The 18186-nt window shown below is 72.2% G+C and carries 16 protein-coding genes; 9 read left to right on the forward strand and 7 right to left on the reverse strand.

Translation table 11 applies throughout. From position 1 onward, the window contains the following. Window positions 1-140: 140 nt before the first annotated feature. The 6 genes from ACH54P_RS20175 to ACH54P_RS20200 all read left to right on the forward strand — a co-directional run bounded on the left by ACH54P_RS20175 (window position 141) and on the right by ACH54P_RS20200 (window position 4957). Entirely contained in the window at window positions 141-1487 is a 1347-nt protein-coding gene (locus tag ACH54P_RS20175; RefSeq protein WP_489916538.1) for a ferredoxin reductase family protein, read from the forward strand. Between the two features lie 8 nt (window positions 1488-1495). After that, window positions 1496-1954 carry an FMN-binding protein gene (locus ACH54P_RS20180; RefSeq protein WP_489914945.1) on the forward strand — a complete coding sequence of 153 codons (459 nt, stop codon included), beginning with the start codon at window positions 1496-1498 and terminating at the stop codon, window positions 1952-1954. Beyond that, on the forward strand, window positions 1951-2691 hold the full coding sequence (locus ACH54P_RS20185; RefSeq protein WP_489914947.1) for an FAD:protein FMN transferase: 741 nt from the start codon (window positions 1951-1953) through the stop codon (window positions 2689-2691). The genes ACH54P_RS20180 and ACH54P_RS20185 overlap by 4 nt, the downstream gene beginning before the upstream one ends. A 72-nt stretch (window positions 2692-2763) precedes the next feature. After that, window positions 2764-3144, forward strand: a complete 381-nt coding sequence (locus tag ACH54P_RS20190; protein ID WP_489914949.1) for a VOC family protein — start codon at window positions 2764-2766, stop codon at window positions 3142-3144. Continuing rightward, window positions 3141-3965 (forward strand): class I SAM-dependent methyltransferase, encoded by an 825-nt coding sequence (locus tag ACH54P_RS20195; protein WP_489914951.1) that lies wholly within the window; start codon window positions 3141-3143, stop codon window positions 3963-3965. The genes ACH54P_RS20190 and ACH54P_RS20195 overlap by 4 nt, the downstream gene beginning before the upstream one ends. A 14-nt stretch (window positions 3966-3979) precedes the next feature. Next, on the forward strand, window positions 3980-4957 hold the full coding sequence (locus ACH54P_RS20200) for an asparaginase (RefSeq protein ID WP_489914954.1): 978 nt from the start codon (window positions 3980-3982) through the stop codon (window positions 4955-4957). Window positions 4958-4969: 12 nt separating this feature from the next. On the opposite strand, the gene ACH54P_RS20205 is transcribed toward ACH54P_RS20200, so the two are convergent. The 3 genes from ACH54P_RS20205 to ACH54P_RS20215 form a co-directional block, all read right to left on the reverse strand. Continuing rightward, window positions 4970-5449 carry a cysteine dioxygenase gene (locus tag ACH54P_RS20205; RefSeq protein WP_489916540.1) on the reverse strand — a complete coding sequence of 160 codons (480 nt, stop codon included), beginning with the start codon at window positions 5447-5449 and terminating at the stop codon, window positions 4970-4972. 200 nt (window positions 5450-5649) lie between these two features. After that, a complete protein-coding gene (locus ACH54P_RS20210; protein ID WP_489914956.1) occupies window positions 5650-6666 on the reverse strand; it encodes an NAD(P)H-dependent glycerol-3-phosphate dehydrogenase in 1017 nt (338 codons plus the stop codon). Then, entirely contained in the window at window positions 6666-7370 is a 705-nt protein-coding gene (locus ACH54P_RS20215) for a lysophospholipid acyltransferase family protein (RefSeq protein ID WP_489914958.1), read from the reverse strand. Before ACH54P_RS20215 ends, ACH54P_RS20210 begins: the two co-directional genes overlap by 1 nt. 267 nt (window positions 7371-7637) lie before the next feature. Between ACH54P_RS20215 and cofC the strand changes: the two genes are divergently transcribed. The 3 genes from cofC to ACH54P_RS20230 are packed head-to-tail and all read left to right on the forward strand — an operon-like array spanning window position 7638 to window position 11638. Continuing rightward, window positions 7638-8261 carry a 2-phospho-L-lactate guanylyltransferase gene (gene cofC / locus ACH54P_RS20220; protein WP_489914960.1) on the forward strand — a complete coding sequence of 208 codons (624 nt, stop codon included), beginning with the start codon at window positions 7638-7640 and terminating at the stop codon, window positions 8259-8261. Between the two features lie 42 nt (window positions 8262-8303). Next, the gene (locus ACH54P_RS20225) at window positions 8304-10688 is read left to right on the forward strand and encodes an RNA degradosome polyphosphate kinase (protein ID WP_489914962.1); all 2385 of its coding nucleotides are present in this window, start codon (window positions 8304-8306) and stop codon (window positions 10686-10688) included. Next, the gene (locus ACH54P_RS20230; RefSeq protein ID WP_489914964.1) at window positions 10685-11638 is read left to right on the forward strand and encodes an NUDIX hydrolase; all 954 of its coding nucleotides are present in this window, start codon (window positions 10685-10687) and stop codon (window positions 11636-11638) included. Before ACH54P_RS20225 ends, ACH54P_RS20230 begins: the two co-directional genes overlap by 4 nt. Window positions 11639-11729: 91 nt before the next feature. On the opposite strand, the gene ACH54P_RS20235 is transcribed toward ACH54P_RS20230, so the two are convergent. The 4 genes from ACH54P_RS20235 to leuC all read right to left on the reverse strand — a co-directional run bounded on the left by ACH54P_RS20235 (window position 11730) and on the right by leuC (window position 18061). Continuing rightward, window positions 11730-14594 (reverse strand): AfsR/SARP family transcriptional regulator, encoded by a 2865-nt coding sequence (locus tag ACH54P_RS20235; protein WP_489914966.1) that lies wholly within the window; start codon window positions 14592-14594, stop codon window positions 11730-11732. Between the two features lie 492 nt (window positions 14595-15086). Then, complete coding sequence (locus tag ACH54P_RS20240) at window positions 15087-15776, reverse strand: HU family DNA-binding protein (protein ID WP_489914968.1); 690 nt, start codon at window positions 15774-15776, stop codon at window positions 15087-15089. A gap of 229 nt (window positions 15777-16005) precedes the next feature. Next, window positions 16006-16608, reverse strand: coding sequence for a 3-isopropylmalate dehydratase small subunit (gene leuD, locus ACH54P_RS20245; protein ID WP_489914970.1), 603 nt, complete (start codon window positions 16606-16608; stop codon window positions 16006-16008). 19 nt (window positions 16609-16627) lie between these two features. Continuing rightward, entirely contained in the window at window positions 16628-18061 is a 1434-nt protein-coding gene (gene leuC, locus ACH54P_RS20250) for a 3-isopropylmalate dehydratase large subunit (RefSeq protein ID WP_489914972.1), read from the reverse strand. Window positions 18062-18186 lie beyond the last annotated feature (125 nt).

Genomic DNA, 18186 nt, shown 5'->3' on the forward strand with positions numbered 1-18186 from the left:
TCTTCTCCCGACCCGCGCGCGGCGGGCGAGCCGCGGCGCGCGCCGACAGGAATCCGACAGCCCGCACCCAGACTCGCCACAGGCTGCGTGGCGAGGCTGGCGTTCGTGAACCGAACCGAAGGGGAATCCGTGTGACCACCATGACGCAGACCGCCGAGGCCACGCGCTCGGCGATCCGCCCCCGGATCGCCGCGAAATCCGGCCTCTTCACCTTCCTGGGCGCCAACGTGGCCGCCGTGACCCTCATGTTCGCCTCGGCGGGCCTGTCGGACAACGTGCTGATCACCATCGGCAGGCTCGCCGGGCTGTACGGCGCGCTGGCGATGGCGTTCCAGCTGCTGCTCGTGGCCCGGCTGCCCTGGCTGGACCGGCGGCTCGGCATGGACCGGCTGACCTCGTGGCACCGCTGGACCGGGTTCACGATCCTGTGGACCCTGCTGGCGCACCTGGTGTTCATCACCTTCGGCTACGCGGAGGTGGAGAGCAGCGGCGTCGTCGACGAGCTGGTCGAGATGGCCAACCGGCTGGAAGGGATCCTGCGGGCGCTGGTCGCCTTCGCCGTGATCCTCGTCGTGGGCGCGGTGTCGGCGAAGTTCGCGCGCAAGCGGCTCGCCTACGAGACGTGGCACTTCATCCACCTCTACACCTACGCCGCGGTCCTGCTGGCGTTCACCCACCAGATCGCGCTCGGCCAGTCGTTCACCAGCTCCCCCGCGGCGAAGGCGTACTGGTGGACGCTCTGGCTCGGCGCCGGCGCCGCCGTCCTCGCCGGCCGCGTCGTGCTGCCGCTGTGGCGGAACCTGCGCCACCAGCTGCGCGTCACGGCGGTGGTTTCCGAGTCCCCGGACGTCGTTTCGGTGTACATCGGCGGCAAGCACCTGGACCGGATGCCGGCCAAGGCCGGCCAGTTCTTCCTGTGGCGGTTCCTCACGAAGGACCGCTGGTGGCAGGCCAACCCCTTCTCGCTGTCCGCGGCGCCCGACGGCCGCACCCTGCGGCTGACCGCGAAGGCCCTCGGCGGCTCCAGCGCGGGGCTGCGCTCCCTGCGGGTCGGGACGCGGGTGTTCGCCGAAGGCCCGTACGGCGCGTTCACGACGATCCACCAGCAGCGGCCCAACGCCCTGCTCGTGGCGGGCGGGGTCGGCATCACGCCGATCCGCGCGCTGCTGGAGGACATCGACGGCCACGTCGTCGTGCTGTACCGGGTCCGCAACCAGGCCGACGCGGTCCTGCTGCCGGAGCTCAACGAACTCGCCAAGGCGCGCGGCGCCATGGTGAGCGTCCTCACCGGACCGGACCAGGCGGTCGGGCCGCGCGGAGCCATGCTCGGCCCGGCGAACCTGCACATGATGGTGCCGGACGTGCACGAGCGGGACGTGTTCGTCTGCGGCCCGCCGGGGATGACCTCGGCCGTGCTGCGCAGCCTGCGCGAGCTGCGCGTGCCGGGTGCCCAGGTCCACGCCGAACGCTTCAGCCTCGCGGCCTAGGGGGAGCCTTGAAGAAGACCATCTTCGTCGTCGCGCTGTCGATCGCCGGGTTCATCGCGGTCTGGCGGTTCGAGCCGGAACCGTTGCGCAGCACTGCCGTCGCCCAGGCGCCGCCGAGCGTCACCGCACCGTCCACACCGGCCGCCCCGACGACCACTCCCTCCACTTCGGACACTCCAGGAAGTACGGACAGTGCGAACGCGACGGTGACCACGCAGGGCACCGCGGAGTCCAGCAACTACGGCACCGTGCAGGTCCAGGTGACCTTCACCGGCACCCGGCTCACCGCGATCACCCTGATGCAGGCGCCGGACAGCGGGCGGGCGCTCACCGCCCTGCCGCGCCTGCAGGAAGAGGCGATGCAGGCGCAGAGCGCCGACATCGACACGGTGACCGGGGCGACCGAGACGAGCGAGTCGTACAAGACGTCGCTGCAGGCGGCCATCGACGCGAGGGGCAACCGATGACCACCCGCGTGGAACAGGTGATGGGCCTGCCGATCTCCCTCGACCTGCGGGACGATGGCGACTTCGCCGAGGTGGTCGACGACGTCTTCGCCTGGTTCCGCGACGTCGACGCCCGGTTCAGCCCGTTCAAGGAGGACAGCGAGGTCAGCCGGTACGACCGCGGCGAGCTGACGGCCGCCGAGCTGAGCGAAGACCTCCTGGAGGTGCTGGAGCTCTGCGCGTACTACGAGCAGCTCTCCGGCGGCGCGTTCCGCGCGCGGCTGCCCGGCCGCGGCCTCGACCCGTGCGCGGTCGTGAAGGGCTGGGCGGTGCAACGCGCCGCCGACCTGCTGAAGGCCGAAGGCGCGACGACGTTCTGCCTCAACGCCGGCGGCGACGTCGTCACCGCGGGCGAGCCGGAACCCGGCCGCCCGTGGCGGGTAGGGGTGCGCCACCCCGAGCAGCCCCTCGCGGTGTGCGCGGTGCTGGAGTCGCGCAACGGCGCGATCGCGACGTCGGCGGCCTACGAGCGCGGCTCCCACATCCTCGACGGCCGCGACGGCACGCCCGCGACCGGCCTGATGAGCGTCACGGTCGTGGCCGGCGACCTGGTCACCGCGGACGCGCTGGCCACGGCGGCGTTCGCGATGGGCACCGAAGGCATCACCTGGGCGGCCGACCGGCCGGACTGCGAGATCCTGATCGTCGACGACAGCCGTCGCGTGCACCGGACGGCCGGGCTGGCGCTGGCGTCGTAAATCCGTTCGCCCCGGCTTTCGCACTCGGCCAGACTCGGAACCGCCCGAAAGGTCCGACTCCCGAGGAGTGCCATGCCGTCCTCCGTCCTGCACGTGTCCGTCGACTGCGCCGATCCGTACACCCTCTGCCAGTTCTGGAGCCAGGTCACCGGGAAGCCGATCCCGGACACCGACTCCCCCGGCGACGACGAGGTCGGCATCGAGCTGGACGGCGGGATCGACCTGCTGTTCCTGCGGGTGCCGGAGCCGAAGACGGTCAAGAACCGCCTCCACCTGTGCCTGCAGCCGGACGACCCGCGCGACGAGGAGGTCGGCAGGCTGCTGGGCCTGGGCGCGACGCTGGTCAACGACCTCCGCAACCCCGACGGCACCGGCTGGGCCGTCCTCGCCGACCCCGAGGGCAACGAGTTCTGCGTCCTGCGCAGCGCGGCCGAACGCGCGGCGACGTCGTGACGGACTCGTTCGCCGTCAACAAGGCGAACTGGGACGAGCGGGCGGTGCTGCACGCCGCGTCGCCGGGCTACGACTTCACCCGCTTCCTCGCGGATCCCGCCCACCTCAGCGGCGTCGTCCGGTTCGACCGGCCGCGCCTGGGCGACATCAGCGGGCTGCGCGCGGTGCACCTGCAGTGCCACCTCGGCACGGACACGATCTCCCTGGCCCGGCTCGGCGCGTCCGTGACGGGCCTGGACTTCTCGGGGCCGGCGCTGGCGGAGGCGCGGCGGCGGGCTTCCGCGGCGGGCGCCGAGATCGACTTCCACGAAGCCGACGTGCACGACGCCGTCGAAGTGCTGGGCGCGGGCCGGTTCGACCTGGTCTACACCGGCATCGGCGCGTTGTGCTGGCTGCCGTCGGCCGCGCGCTGGGCGGCGGTGGTCGCCGGCCTGCTGCGGCCCGGCGGGCGGCTCTTCGTCCGGGAAGGCCACCCGATGCTGGGGACGCTGGACGAGACGAGCGACCCGGCGGTGCCGCGGTACCCGTACTTCGAGCACGCCGAGCCGCTGGTGTTCGACGAGCCGGGCAGCTACGTCGAGGTCGACGGTGAGCAGGTCCACACCGAAACCCACGAGTGGGCCCACTCCCTCGGCGAGATCATCACCGCGCTGCTGGACCGGGGGCTGACGCCGACCGGGTTCACCGAGCACGACAGCGTCCCGTGGAACGCGCTGCCCGGGCAGATGGTGCGCGACGAAGCCGCGGGCGAGTGGCGGCTGAAGGACGCGCCGTCGCGGCTCGCGGCGAGCTACACGCTCCAGGCGGTCAAGACCGGCTGAATAGGGTGGGCCGCATGCCCCTGATCGCGGTCGCCACGCTGGGCGGCACCATTTCGATGGCCCCGGTCCCCGGCGAAGGCGGCGCCGTGCCCCGGCTCGGCGCCGCCGACCTGCTCGGCGCGCTCGGCGACCTGCCGATGGACGTCCTGGCCGAAACCCTGGCGGGCATCGGCAGCGCGTCGCTGGACTTCGCGACGCTGCTGCGGTGCCGCGAGTGGGGGCTGCGCCAGGACGCCGACGGCTTCGTCGTCGTGCAGGGCACCGACACCCTCGAGGAAACGGCGTACTTCCTGGACCTGTGCTGGCCGTCGGACGCCCCGGTCGTGGTCACCGGCGCGATGCGCAACGCGGGCCTGCTCAGCCCGGACGGCCCGGCGAACCTGCGCAACGCGCTGACCGTCGCGGCCGATCCGCGCAGCCGGGGCCGCGGCGCGCTGGTGACGCTCAACGACGACGTCCACGCGGCGCGCTGGGTGCGGAAGGCGCATTCGAGCCACCTGGAGGCGTTTTCGTCGGCGCCCGCCGGGCCGCTCGGCATGGTCGTCGAGAACGCCGTGCACTACTTCCACCCGTCGCCACCGCGGCAGCCGGCGTTGTCCGGCGACGACTTCACCGGGCTGGTTCCGATCGTCGAAGCCGGTCTCGACGACTCGGGCGCGGTGCTCGAGTTCGCCGCGACGCAGCCGGGGGTGCGCGGGATCGTCCTGGCCGCGACCGGCGCGGGACACGTGTCGTCCGGCACGGCCGACGTCGTCGAGCGGCTGGTGCCGTCCTTGCCGGTCGTCGTCGCTTCGCGGACGGGAGCGGGCCCGACGCTGCGGTCGACGTACGGGTTCCGCGGTTCGGAGTCGAGCCTGATCGCGCTGGGCGCGACGATGGCCGGCTGGCTGGACGCGCGGAAGTCGCGGATCCTGCTGCACACCTTGCTGGCTTCCGGCGCGGACCGCGACCGCGTCGAGCGGGAGTTCCGAGCCCGCGGCGACCTGGACTGACCCCGCCGCCGCTCAGTCGAGGACCGGGCCGCCCAGCGGGTCGAGGTGGTACGACCGCATCGCGCGTCCGGCGTCCCGGTAGACGTGCACCGAAACCGCCGGGTCCGGGCCTTCGTTGCGCACTTCGTGCACGTACCCGGGCCCGAACACCCGCGACTGCCCCGCCGCGAGCGCGTGCAGCTCGGTGACCGCGCGGCCGTCCGGTGCCCGGCGCGCCACGGCCTCCGTCAGGTGGCCGCCGACCACGGTGAACGCGCCGCCGGCGAACGCGTGGTCGTGCAGGTCGGTGCGCTGGCCGGGCAGCCAGCTCATCAGCCACACCTCCTGCTGCTCGTCCTTCGAGACGAGCGCCGCGAAGCGCTCTTCGGGGTCGTAGCGCAGCAGGTGGCGCCAGCGGTCACGGTCGGCGGCGACCTCCAGCGCGACGCGCACCGGGTGGCGCAGCGCGGGGTTCTCGGGACGCAGCAGGGTGTTGTCCGGAACGGCGAACATGAGGGTCCTCACGGAAGGAAAAGGGTGTCGAGCTGGGCCGGGGCTGGGTTCACCGACAACAGCGACACGCGCGCACGGCGGCGCGGAGGCCCGTGAGGCCCCGCAGCTCGGACACGCCGTACGCGAACATGGCGACCAGAGTCCCAGCGCGCCGGACCCCGGTCAAGCCACTCCCACCATCCGGGCGGTAGGTCACCCGTTCAGGACCACTCGTGCTTCTGCGACCGTCCCAGCAGCTCGGCGCCGGCCTGCCGCGGGTCGACGCCCTCGTGGCACACGCGGTGCATGGCGTCGGTGATCGGCATGTCGACACCGAGGCTCGAGGCCAGCGCCCGGATCGACGAGCACGACATGACGCCCTCGGCGACCTGCCCGCCGGCCGCCGCCTGAGCCTGTTCGAGGGTCTCGCCACGGCCGAGGCGCTCCCCGAACGTCCGGTTGCGCGAAAGCGGCGACGAGCACGTCGCGACCAGGTCGCCGACGCCGGCGAGCCCGGCGAACGTCAGCGGGTCGGCGCCCAGTTTCGCGCCGAGCCGGGCCATCTCGGCCAGGCCGCGGGTGATCAGCGTCGCCATCGTGTTCGTGCCGAGGCCGAGGCCGGCGGCCATCCCGCAGCTGAGCGCGATGACGTTCTTGCAGGCCCCGCCGAGTTCGCAGCCGACGACGTCGGTGTTCGTGTACGGGCGGAAGTAGGAGTTGGCGCAGGCGCGCTGGATCGCGACCGCGCGCTCGTGGTCCGCGCACGCGAGCACCGAAGCGGACGGCTGGCCGGCGGCGATCTCCTTGGCCAGGTTCGGCCCGGTGACGACCACGACATCGGCGGCGGTGATTCCGACGATCTCGGCGATCACCTCGCTCATCCGCTTGAGCGTGCCGAGTTCCACGCCCTTGGCGAGGCTGACGAGGATCGCCTCGGGTGGCAGCAGGGCGCGCCACGACGTCAGGTTCGCCCGCAGGCTCTGGCTGGGGACCGCGAGCACGACGGCTTCGGCTCCGGCGAGGGCCTTCGCCGGGTCGCTGGTGGCGGTGATGTTCTCCGGAAGGGCGACCCCGGGCAGGTACGCGCTGTTGACGTGCCGCTCGCGGATGTCTTCGGCGACCTGCTCGCGGCGCGCCCACACCGTGACGTCACGGCCGGCGTCGCCGAGCACCTTCGCGAAAGCGGTGCCCCACGAACCGGCCCCGAGGACGGTGACCCGCTGGACGTCGGCGCGCATCAGGCGGTGTCCCCCGGCTTCGCCGACGGCGGTTCCTCGTCGCGGATCTCGGCGAGCAACCGGGTCACCTCGTCCATCATGATCTTGGTGACTTCGCGCAGCTTCGACGCGCTGCGGGTGTTGCCGTCGCGGTAGGCGGAGAGGTCGAGCGGGTCGCCGACGGAGTGGGTGATCGTCTTGCGCGGGAACGGCGTGAACTTCTTCGTGTAGCCGTTGAAGATCTGGCTGGTGCCCCAGCGCGCGATCGGGATCACGGGGACGTCGTTCTGCAGCGCGAGCCGGGCGGCGCCGGTGAAGGACTCCTTCGGCCAGCCCGCGGGGTCCTTGGTGATGGTGCCTTCGGGGTAAATGACGACAACCTTGCCCTGGGCGAGGGCATCATGGGCGGCCTTGAGACTGTCCCCGGCGGCGGCCGAGCCACGCGAGACGGGGATCTGCCCGGCGCCGACGAAGATCTTCCCGAAGAACGGCGTCCGGGTCAGGCTCTCCTTGCCGAGGAACCGCGGAACGCGCTTCTGCCGGTGCACGAACACGGCGTCGACGGCCGGATCGAGGTGCGAGATGTGGTTCATGACGAGCAGCGCGGGCCCCTGCCGCGGGACTTTCTCGGCCCCGACGTACACCCGCCGGGCGATCGCCGTCAGCGGATAGAACAGTGCGGCGGCGAGCCCCACCCAGAAGCCACCCTTCTCACGCCGGGCCACGATCTCCTCCTCACGTCCAACATCCGCCCCAGATCCTGCCGCGCCGGGTTCGGAGCGGTCCAGGGAGGGTCGCCTCAGCGGCCGGGGAGAGGGCCGCGACCTGGGGTGGCGGGGCTGTGGAGCTGGGGGCCGGGGTGGAGGAGGCGGATCGCGACGGCCCCTCAGGAGCACGGCCCCACGGCCCGAGCTGTCCACAACACCCGTCGCCTGTGGACAACCCGTCCCATCCGCCGACACGCGCCGCGCCTTTCGGGTAAAGATGGACGGGTGGACGTGGACCTGGTCGTGCCGATGAAACACCCCCGCGACGGCAAGTCGCGGCTGCGTGGCGCCGTCGAGGCGGACCGGCACCCCGGGCTGGTCCTGGCGCTGGCCGCCGACACGCTCGCCGCCGTCGTCTCGGCCGGGCGGGTGCGGCGGGTGCTGCTCGTCGCCGCCGATCCCGGGGCCGTCGCCGAGCTGGCCGAGCTCGGGGTCGAGATCGTTCCCGAGCCCGCCGCGAAGAACCTCAACGCCGCCTTCCGCCACGGCGAAGCCCTGCTCCGCGCCGACGATCCGGCCGGCGTCGTCGGCGCCCTCCAGGCCGATCTCCCCGCCCTGCGCGCCGGCGATCTGACGGCCGCGCTCGCCGAAGCGGACGGCCGGCGGGCCTTCGTCGCCGATCGCCAGGGCACCGGCACCACCCTGCTGCTGTCCGCGCCCGGCCGGCCCCTCGACCCGCACTTCGGCCCGGGCTCGGCGCGCGCGCACCACGCCTCCGGCGCGTTCCCCCTGGAGAAAGCGCTCCCGACCCTGCGCAGCGACGTCGACACCCCGGAAGACCTCGCCCACGTCCGCGGCCTGGGTGTCGGAAAACACACGGCCGCGCGGCTGGCTGAGCTGTTCATCTGACCTTCACCGCAGCCTGCGCAATCCCGCCTGGCTTAGTGAACAATGGGGGCCGTGAGCACAGAAGACGGCGGCACGCCCGCACCGCGGAGGCGACGGAACCCGGCGACCGGATCCCCGGAGGCGGCGAAGAAGCCGGCGAGCCCGGCCAAGCCGGCCGCGGCGAAGAAGGTCCCGTCGAAGTCCACCGCCCGCGACACCGCCGCCCGTGCCACCGCCGGCAAGGCGAGAACCCGCAAGACCACCGCCGCGGCGGCCACCCCGGCGACGACCCGGCGCCGCAGCTCCGCGCACGGCAACCCGCGCGGCGCCGAGGAGTTCCGCGCGGTCCCGTCGGCGCCGCCGGCGGTCACCGCCGCGCCGACGGCCGTCGAGACGCTGCCGGACGACCGGTACTTCAACCGCGAGCTGTCGTGGCAGGACTTCAACGCCCGCGTGCTCGCGCTGGCCGAGGACGAGTCGCAGCCGCTGCTCGAGCGGGCGAAGTTCCTCGCCATCTTCGCGTCCAATCTGGACGAGTTCTACATGGTCCGCGTCGCCGGCCTGAAGCGCCGCGACGAGACCGGCCTGCTGGTGCGCAGCGCGGACGGGCTCACCCCGCGCGAGCAGCTCGACTACATCTCCAAGCGCAACCAGGACCTGGTCGAGCGGCAGACCGGCGCGTTCGAGAAGAACCTGCGCCCGCAGCTGGCCGAGCACGACATCCGGATCGTCGGCTGGACCGACCTCGCCGGCGCCGACCAGCTGCGCCTGTCCAGCTACTTCTCCGAGCAGATCTTCCCGGTGCTGACGCCGCTGGCCGTCGACCCGGCGCACCCGTTCCCCTACATCTCCGGCCTTTCGCTCAACCTCGCGGTCACGGTCCGCGACCCCGAGGGCGGCACCGAGCGCTTCGCCCGGGTGAAGGTGCCGAGCAACGTGCCGCGGCTGATGCGCGTCGAGACCGAGCGCACCAGCCGGACGGCGACGTTCCTGCCGCTCGAAGAACTCATCTCCGCCCACCTCGGCGAGCTGTTCACCGGGATGGACGTCACCGAGCACCACGTCTTCCGCGTCACCCGCAACGCCGACTTCGAGGTCGACGAAGACCGCGACGAAGACCTCCTCCAGGCGCTCGAGCGCGAACTGGCGCAGCGCCGGTTCGGCCCGCCGGTGCGCCTCGAGGTCGCGCAGGACATGAGCGAGCACATGCTCGAACTGCTGCTGCGCGAGCTGGACGTCGACCCGGCCGACGTCGTCGAGGTGCCCGGGCTGCTCGACCTGACCTGCCTGCACCAGCTGTCCGCTGTGGACCGCAAGGAGCTCAAGGACCGCCCGTTCGTCCCGGCGACGCACCCGGCGTTCGGCGAGCGCGAGACGCCGAAGAGCGTCTTCGCGACGCTTCGCGAGGGTGACGTGCTCGTGCACCACCCGTACGACTCGTTCTCCACGAGCGTGCAGCGGTTCATCGAGCAGGCGGCGGCCGACTCGAAGGTCCTCGCGATCAAGCAGACGCTGTACCGGACGTCGGGCGACTCCCCGATCGTCGACGCGCTGATCGACGCCGCCGAGGCGGGCAAGCAGGTTGTCGCGCTCGTCGAGATCAAGGCGCGCTTCGACGAGCAGGCGAACATCACCTGGGCGCGGACGCTGGAGCGCGCAGGCGTGCACGTCGTGTACGGCCTGGTCGGGCTGAAGACGCACTGCAAGGTGTCGATGGTGGTGCGCCAGGAGGGTTCGACGATCCGGCGCTACTGCCACATCGGCACCGGCAACTACAACCCGAAGACCGCGCGGCTGTACGAAGACCTCGGGCTGCTGACGGCCGACCCGAGCATCGGCGCCGACATCACGGACCTGTTCAACGTGCTGACCGGCTATTCGCGCCAGGACACCTACCGGACGATCCTGACGTCGCCGCACGGCATCCGCCGCGGCATCGTGCGGGCGATCGGCGAGGAGATCGAGCTGGCGCGGGCCGGGCAGCAGGCCGGGATCCGGATCAAGTGCAACTCCCTGGTCGACGAGCAGGTGATCGACGCGCTCTACCACGCGTCGCAGGCCGGGGTGCCCGTCGACGTCGTGGTCCGCGGCATCTGCGCGCTCAAGCCGGGTGTCGAAGGGTTGTCGGAAAACATCCACGTCCGGTCGATCCTGGGCCGGTTCCTGGAGCACTCGCGGGTCTTCCACTTCCGCGCGGGCGGCACGCACTGGATCGGCAGCGCGGACATGATGCACCGGAACCTGGACCGGCGGATCGAGGCGCTGGTGCGGGTGAAGGACCCGAAGCTGACGTCGCAGCTCGACAACATCTTCGACTCGGCGCTGGACCCGGCGACGCGCTGCTGGGTGCTGACCGCGAGCGGCGAGTGGTCGCCGTTCCCGGCGGACGGTTCGCGCGTGCGTGACCACCAGCTGGAGCTGGCGAAGCTGCACGGGGCCGCCGGATGACCCAGGAGGTACGGGCGGCCGGCGCGGTGCTGTGGCGCGCCGCCGGGCGGGCGACGGAGGTCGCCCTGGTGCACCGCCCGCGGTACGACGACTGGTCGTTGCCGAAGGGGAAGCTCGATCCGGGCGAGACGATCGCCGAGGCCGCGGTGCGGGAGGTGGCCGAGGAGACCGGGTTCACGGCGGTCCTGGGCCGCTACCTGACGCGGACGGCGTACCCGGTGCCTGCGCGGCACGGGTCCGGGACGGTCCCGAAGACGGTCGACTACTTCGCGGCGGAGGCCGTGTCGGGCGAGTTCGCGGCGAACGACGAGGTCGACGAGCTGCGCTGGCTCGACCCGGTCGCGGCGGAGAAGGTGCTGACGCGGCCGGAGGACGTCCGGGTGCTGCGGGCGTTCTGCGAACTGCCGGTGGGCCTGACGACGGTGCTGCTGGTGCGCCACGCGAAGGCGGGCAAGCGGGACGAGTGGACCGGCGACGACGACCTGCGGCCGTTGTCGGAGGCGGGCCAGCGGCAGGCGGCGGCGTTGCGGCGGGTGCTGGCGTTGTTCGGGCCGGACCGGGTGCTGTCGGCGCCGCGGCTGCGGTGCGTGCAGACGGTCCACGGGATCGCGGAGGACACCGGCACGGAGGTGCGGCACGAGCCGCTGTTGTCGGAGCAGGGTTATTGGCCCGACCCGGTGCTGGGGTTGGCGCGCCTGCTGGCGGTGGCCGGCGACGGCGGAACACCGGTGGTCTGCAGCCAGGGCGGCGTGATCCCGGACCTGGTGAGCGCCTTGGCCGACCGCGACGGCGTGGAGCTGTCGGCCGCGCGCGGCGGAATGGTCCCGAGCAAGAAGGGGTCGTTCTGGGTGCTGTCGTTCCGCCCCCCGACGGCCGAAGAGGGCCCGGTTCTGGTGGCGGCGGACTACCACCCGAGTGCGTTGCCTGCCCCTTCGCCGAGTCACTCCTGACCTGCGTCGCTGGCCCCCGCGCTGTCACGAGACAGCAGCGTGACAGTCGATCTTGGTGTACTTGTCCCGGGTCCCGCTGGGCTGCGCCGGGCTAGGGGTACGGCGCATCCCGGGCCGGGGGCCTTTCTGTCGGCACCGTTGCCAGCAGGGCCTGGATCTCCGTCACGCGGGGGTCGCCGAGGCGCTGGCACACGGTCAGCGCCTCGGCCCAATGGCCACTCGCCTCGCGCAGCCGGCCCGTGCGGTGCTTGAGGCGGCCGAGGGTGATCTGGACGTCGATCGTGCCGTAGTCCGCGTTCAGTTCCTTCAGCTCCGCGAGAGCGTCTAGACCGGCCTTCTCCGCTTCTTCGTGCCTGCCGGCTCCTTCGAGAGCTTCGGCGACGTTCCCGAGCGCGAGCGCCGCGTGGTAGCGGTCCCCGAGTTCGGCGAAGGCTTCGTGCGCGGCTTGGGCGGCTTCGGCGGCGTGGTCGTAGTCGTGCAGGCCGATGCGGCTGGCGCTGACGTTGAGGAGCGCGTGCGGCACGAACGTGCGCTGGCCGTGGTCGCGCGCGAGGCGGACGGCCTTGAGCGCGTGCCGCTCGGCTTCGGCGTATTCGGCCCGGACGTAGTAGGCGCCGGCGAGGTTGGAGAGGATCGCCACCGTCAACGCGCTGCCGTCGCCGGTCTCGGACGCGGCGCGGGCTTCCTCGAGGGCTTCGAGGGCCTTGTCGGGCTGGAGGGTGCGCAGGTAGGCGGAGCCGAGGTTGTTGGCGCTGTACTGGAGGCCGGTCGTGTCGCCGGCGTCGCGCGTGGCGGTGACGGCGACGCGCGCGGTGGTGATCCAGTCGTCGCGGTCGTGGCGTTCGGCGAAGAAGCCGCGCAGGAGCCACGCGAGTTTCCACGCGCGGGCCGTCCAGCCGTGGTCGGCGGCGATGCCGACGAGCGCCGTCAGCGCCGCGCGTTCGGTCGTGTACCAGGCGATCGTGTCTTCGTGCTGCGTGAACCGGACGGGCGGCAGGGGCGCGGGTTCGAGGGTGATGTCGTCGGTGAGCAGGTCGGGCCGGACGAGTTTGTTCGCTTCGGCGACCGTGGCGAGGTACCAGTCGAGGAGCCGGCGCCGGGCGTCCGCGCGGTCGGCCGCGGTCGTTTCCGTTTCGACGAGTTCGGCGGCGTAGACGCGCAGGAGGTCGTGGAACTGGTAGCGATCGGTGCCGGGCTGGTTGAGCAGGTGCGCGGCGGCGAGCTGGTCGGCGAGCTCGCGGGCTTCGCGCAGGTCGGCGCCGGCGAGCGCGGCGGCCGACGACAGGCTGAAGCCGTGGCCGGGGTGGAGCCCGAGCAGCCGGAAGAAGCGGGCCGCAGCCGGGCGCAACGCCTTGTACGACCAGGAGAACGCGGCGCGCAGATCGGTGCCGGCGTCCTGGGGATCGCGAAGGGTGTCGAGCCGCAGCCGCTGGTCACGCAGTTCCTCGACGATTCCGGCGAGCGAAACGCCGGAAAACCGCGAAGCGCGTTCCCCGGCGAGCGCCAGGGCCAGCGGCAGGCGGCCGCAGAGCTCGACCAGTTCCGCGACGGCGTCCGGCTCGGCGGCGACGCGCCGGGGCCCGACGCTGCCGGCGAGCAGGGCGGCGGCGTCGCGGTCGTCGAAGGAACGCAGGGCGATGCGGCGGGCGCCGTCGCGGGCGACGAGGCCGCGCAGCTGGTTGCGGCTGGTCACGACGACGAGGTTGCCGGAGCCGGGCAGCAGCGGCCGGACCTGGTCGGCGTCGCGGGCGTTGTCGAGCAGCATCAGGGTGCGGCTGCCGGCCAGCCTGCTGCGCAGCAGCGCGGACCGTTCCTCCACTGTGGAAGGCAGCGTCTCGGGCGGGACGCCGAGGGCGCGGAGGAAGCCGGCCAGCGCGGAGGCCGGGGCGACGGGCGTGTCCGCGGAGTGCCCGCGCAGGTCGAGGAACAGCTGGCCGCCGGGGAAGCGGTCGCGGACGCGGTGGGACCAGTGCACGGCCAGCGACGTCTTCCCGACCCCAGCCGTCCCCTCGACGACGACGATCCCGGAGGCACCGCCGGGCGGGAGGCGGTCGAGCTCGGCGAGTTCGGGACCACGGCCGGTGAAGCCGGCGACGTCGAAGGGCAGCTGCCGCGGAACGGTGGCGCGGACGGCGGGTCCGGCGTCGGCGGCGAGCAGTTCGGCGTGCAGCCTTCGCAGGTCTTCGCCCGGTTCGACGCCCAGCTCGTCGGCCAGCAACGCGCGGAGCCCGGCGTAGCGGGACAGCGCTTCGGCGCGGCGCCCCGACCGGGCGAGGACGCGCACCAGCCGTTCCCACAACGATTCCCGCAGCGGGTGCTGGGCGACGAGATCGGTCAGTTCGGCGATGAGCCGGGCGTCGGGGACGAGCCCCGCGTCGAGGTCGATGCGTTGTTCGATGGCGAAGAGGTGGCGCTCGGTCAGCAGCGGTCCCCATTCGGCGGCCAGCGCGGGTGAGCCGACGCCTTCGAGGGGCGCGCCACCCCAGGCGGCGAGCGCGGCGGTGAGCAGGGCCCGCCGGTGCGCGGGTTCGGTCGCGGCGGCGGCCTGGTCGAGGGTGCGGAGGAAGCGCAGGGCGTCCACCCGGGACGGGTCGACGACCAGCCGGTACCCGTCCGGTTCGGTGACGACGGTTTCTTCGCCGCACAGCCGGCGCAGGCGCATGACGTAGGTCTGCAGGCTGCCGCGGATGTGCGCGGGCGGCGCTTCTCCCCACACCCCGCGGGCAAGGGCATCGATCGACACCAGCCGACCCGCGGCGAGCGCCAGCGTCGCGAGCAGGGCGCGCTGACGGGAGCTGGTCAGCACGACCGGGGAACCGTCGACGAGCACCTGGAACGGGCCGAGAAGCCGGATGTCGATGGTGGTCGCCCCCAGGTTCGCCTCGAGCGTTCTTCGGGGCCGGCCGGGCGCGGGCCCCGAAGAACGCAGCGTGGCACCACTCGGCCGGGCGCTCAAGCAACTTTGCGAAATTGGGCGGAACCGGTCCCGGGGATGGGGGTTGCGCCGAGCGGGTGATTTGCGGGTGGCTTGCTTTGCGGTGAGTAGCAGCCGGTTTCGGCCCTGGTCTTTGCCAGCAGAACGGTGGGGCCGCAGCACCGGCCATTCCACCGCACGAGCCGGTCCGTGGCCACCCTGCTCACAGCACAAGTCACTCGACAACAGCAAACCCGGCGGAACGGCAGATCACCGCGCCGAGCCCCCAACACCTAGCAGCGCCGGCCCACGGCACCGGCCGCTCCAGGTACCGCTCAGCAGCGCCAACCCCCACAACCAGCGACCCCCGGCTACCGCCCGGCGGCAGCAAACGCCCACACCAACCCGGACATACGGCAGGGCCCCGCGCAGCATGCGCAGGGCCCTGCCGAAAATCGCTCGCCTAGCAGAAGGTAACCCCCAGGGGGTCCCCCGGATTTCACGTTACCGCAGGGGTACGACAGTTTTGGCGGGTCAGCTCTTCTTCGCCGCGGTCGAAGTCCGCTTGGCCGGAGCCTTGGCGGCGGTGGTCTTCCGAGCCGTGGTCGTCTTCGCGGCGGTCGTCTTCGCAGCCGTGGTCTTCGCGGCCGTCGTCTTCGCGGCCGTCGTCTTCGCCGCGGTCGTCTTCGCCGCGGTCGTCTTCGGAGCCGCCTTCGCCCGGGTCGTCGTCGTCTTCGGGGCCGCCTTGGCCGCCGTCGTCCGGGTGGTCGCCGGCTTTGCCGCGGCCGGCTTCGCTGCCGTCGCGCGGGTCCGTGTCGTCGTGGAGCGCGTGGTCGCGGGCTTCGCCGCCGTCGTGCGGGACGTCGCGGCCCGTGTCGTCGTGGTCGCCGCCGCGGTGCGGGTGCCCGTCGCCGCGCGCTTGACCGGGGTGGCCTTCGGCAGCTTCTTCGCGCCGGACACGACGTCCTTGAAGGTGGTCCCGGCGCGGAAGGCCGGCACGTTGGTCTTCTTGACCCGCACGGCCTCGCCGGTGCGCGGGTTGCGGGCGGTGCGAGCCGCGCGGGCGCGCTTCTCGAACACGCCGAAGCCGGTGATGTTGACCTTTTCGCCCTTGTTGACCGTCCGGATGATGATGTCGACCAGACCGTCGACCGCCTCGGAAGCGGCCTTCTTGTCGCCCAGGCGCTCCGTCAGCGCCTCGATCAGCTGGGCCTTGTTGGCCATTCCAGTCCTCCAAGAAGGAAGTACTCGTCCACGGCCGTGACGGCCGACACTGCACACGGTATTACCAAGGCAGCACAAATTCCAAACGGTACGCGGAATCTTTCCCTTGCCGCGGGGCGGGTTCCGCCTCGCGAAGGAGCTTCCGAAGTACCGTTCGGGCGTCGTGGACGAGTCGGCCGTCCAGGGCGGGATCCCCTTGCCGAGCAGGCGATCCCGCCCCGCGACCCGGCTAGCCGGCGGCGACCGGCGTGGTCGTCGGCTTCCAGGACGGGCGGCTCGCCTCGAAGGTGTCGATCTCACCGGCATGGCGCAACGTGAGAGCGATGTCGTCGAGGCCCTCCAGCAGCCGCCAGCGGACGTAGTCGTCGATCTGGAAGGGCGCGGTGAAGTCCTTGGCCCGCACGGTCTTGGTCTCGAGGTCCACCGTGACCTCGGTGCCGGGCTCGTTCTCGAGCAGCTTCCACAGCAGCTCGACGTCGTGCTGCTCGCACTGCGCGGCCACGAGGCCGCCCTTGCCGGAATTGCCGCGGAAGATGTCGGCGAACCGGGCCGAGATGACGACCTTGAAGCCGTAGTCCATCAGCGCCCAGACGGCGTGCTCGCGGGAGGAACCGGTTCCGAAGTCCGGGCCCGCGACGAGCACGCTGCCGCGGTTGAACGGTTCGTGGTTGAGGATGAAGTTCTCGTCGCCGCGCCAGGCGGCGAACAGGCCGTCCTCGAAGCCGGTCCGGGTCACCCGCTTGAGGTAGACCGCCGGGATGATCTGGTCGGTGTCCACGTTGGACCGGCGCAGGGGGACGCCGATGCCGGTGTGCTGGGTGAACGGTTCCATGGTGGGAGCTCCTCTCGGGTCAGCGGGCGGCGGTGAGCAGGTCTTCCGGGGACGACAACGTGCCCCGGACGGCCGTGGCGGCGGCCACGAGCGGCGAGACCAGGTGCGTCCGGCCGCCCTTGCCCTGCCGGCCCTCGAAGTTGCGGTTCGACGTCGACGCGCTGCGCTCCCCCGGCTTCAGCTGGTCCGGGTTCATGCCGAGGCACATCGAGCAGCCGGCCTGGCGCCACTCGGCGCCCGCCGCGGTGAAGACCTCGTCGAGGCCCTCCTCCTCGGCCGCCTTGCGGACCCGCATGGAGCCGGGAACCACCAGCATCCGGACCGAGTCCGCCACTTTCCGACCGCGCAGCACCTCGGCCGCGGCCCGCAGGTCCTCGATCCGGCCGTTGGTGCAGGAGCCGAGGAAGACGGTGTCGACCGCGATCTCCCGCAGCGGCGTGCCCGGCTTCAGGTCCATATAGGACAGGGCCTTTTCAGCGGCGATGCGGTCGTTCTCGTCCGGGATCTGCTCCGGGTCGGGCACCTCGGCGCCCAGCGGGAGGCCCTGGCCGGGGTTGGTGCCCCAGGTGACGAACGGCGTCAGCGCGCTCGCGTCCAGGTGCACCTCGGCGTCGAACTCGGCGCCGTCGTCGGTGCGCAGCTGCCGCCAGTTCTCGACCGCCGCGTCCCAGTCGGCGCCCTTCGGCGCGTGCGGGCGGCCCTTGAGGTACTCGAACGTCGTCTCGTCCGGGGCGATCAGCCCGGCGCGGGCGCCGGCCTCGATCGACATGTTGCAGACGGTCATCCGGGCCTCCATCGAGAGCGCCTCGATGGCCTTGCCGCGGTACTCCAGGACGTAGCCCTGGCCGCCGCCGGTGCCGATCTTGGCGATCACCGCGAGGATGATGTCCTTCGCGGTGACGCCGGGGCGCAGTTCGCCGTCGACGGTGATCGCCATGGTCTTGAAGGGGCGCAGCGGCAGCGTCTGCGTGGCGAGCACGTGCTCGACCTCGGACGTGCCGATGCCGAAGGCGATGGCGCCGAACGCGCCGTGGGTGGAGGTGTGGCTGTCGCCGCAGACCACGGTCATGCCGGGCTGGGTCAGGCCGAGCTGCGGGCCGATGACGTGCACGATGCCCTGCTCGGCGTCACCCATCGGGTGCAGCCGGACCCCGAACTCCTTGCAGTTGCGGCGAAGGGTGTCGACCTGGGTGCGCGAGACCGGATCGGCGATGGGGAGCTCGATGTCGACGGTCGGGACGTTGTGGTCCTCGGTCGCGATGGTCAGGTCGGGGCGGCGCACCGGCCGCCCGGCCAGGCGGAGGCCGTCGAAGGCCTGCGGGCTGGTCACTTCGTGCAGCAGGTGGAGGTCGATGTAGAGCAGGTCCGGTTCGGCGCCTTCACCTCGGCGCACGAGGTGGCTTTCCCACACCTTCTCCGCCAGCGTGCGGGCCTTGCCGGTCGGGCTGGTCATCTCCGGCTCCTTCCACGGTTCGTCGTCGAACTCGGGCGCGCACATGCGGAGCGGGTGCGAGCCGCGATAGGAGGAGCGCAGCTCGAGTTCAGGGTTTTCCCAGATGCTGGACTTCCCAAAGTGCG

Source organism: Amycolatopsis sp. N2S4-7, assembly GCF_058119595.1.

Excerpts from the sequence above, each read along its gene's own strand:
- ACH54P_RS20175 (WP_489916538.1), top strand. The coding sequence starts at position 141 with ATGACGCAGACCGCCGAGGCCACGCGCTCGGCGATCCGCCCCCGGATC.
- ACH54P_RS20185 (WP_489914947.1), top strand. The coding sequence starts at position 1,951 with ATGACCACCCGCGTGGAACAGGTGATGGGCCTGCCGATCTCCCTCGAC.
- ACH54P_RS20190 (WP_489914949.1), top strand. The coding sequence starts at position 2,764 with ATGCCGTCCTCCGTCCTGCACGTGTCCGTCGACTGCGCCGATCCGTAC.
- ACH54P_RS20200 (WP_489914954.1), top strand. The coding sequence starts at position 3,980 with ATGCCCCTGATCGCGGTCGCCACGCTGGGCGGCACCATTTCGATGGCC.
- ACH54P_RS20205 (WP_489916540.1), bottom strand. The coding sequence starts at position 5,449 with ATGTTCGCCGTTCCGGACAACACCCTGCTGCGTCCCGAGAACCCCGCG.
- ACH54P_RS20210 (WP_489914956.1), bottom strand. The coding sequence starts at position 6,666 with ATGCGCGCCGACGTCCAGCGGGTCACCGTCCTCGGGGCCGGTTCGTGG.
- ACH54P_RS20225 (WP_489914962.1), top strand. The coding sequence starts at position 8,304 with ATGGGGGCCGTGAGCACAGAAGACGGCGGCACGCCCGCACCGCGGAGG.
- ACH54P_RS20230 (WP_489914964.1), top strand. The coding sequence starts at position 10,685 with ATGACCCAGGAGGTACGGGCGGCCGGCGCGGTGCTGTGGCGCGCCGCC.
- ACH54P_RS20240 (WP_489914968.1), bottom strand. The coding sequence starts at position 15,776 with ATGGCCAACAAGGCCCAGCTGATCGAGGCGCTGACGGAGCGCCTGGGC.
- leuD (WP_489914970.1), bottom strand. The coding sequence starts at position 16,608 with ATGGAACCGTTCACCCAGCACACCGGCATCGGCGTCCCCCTGCGCCGG.
- leuC (WP_489914972.1), bottom strand. The coding sequence starts at position 18,061 with ATGACCAGCCCGACCGGCAAGGCCCGCACGCTGGCGGAGAAGGTGTGG.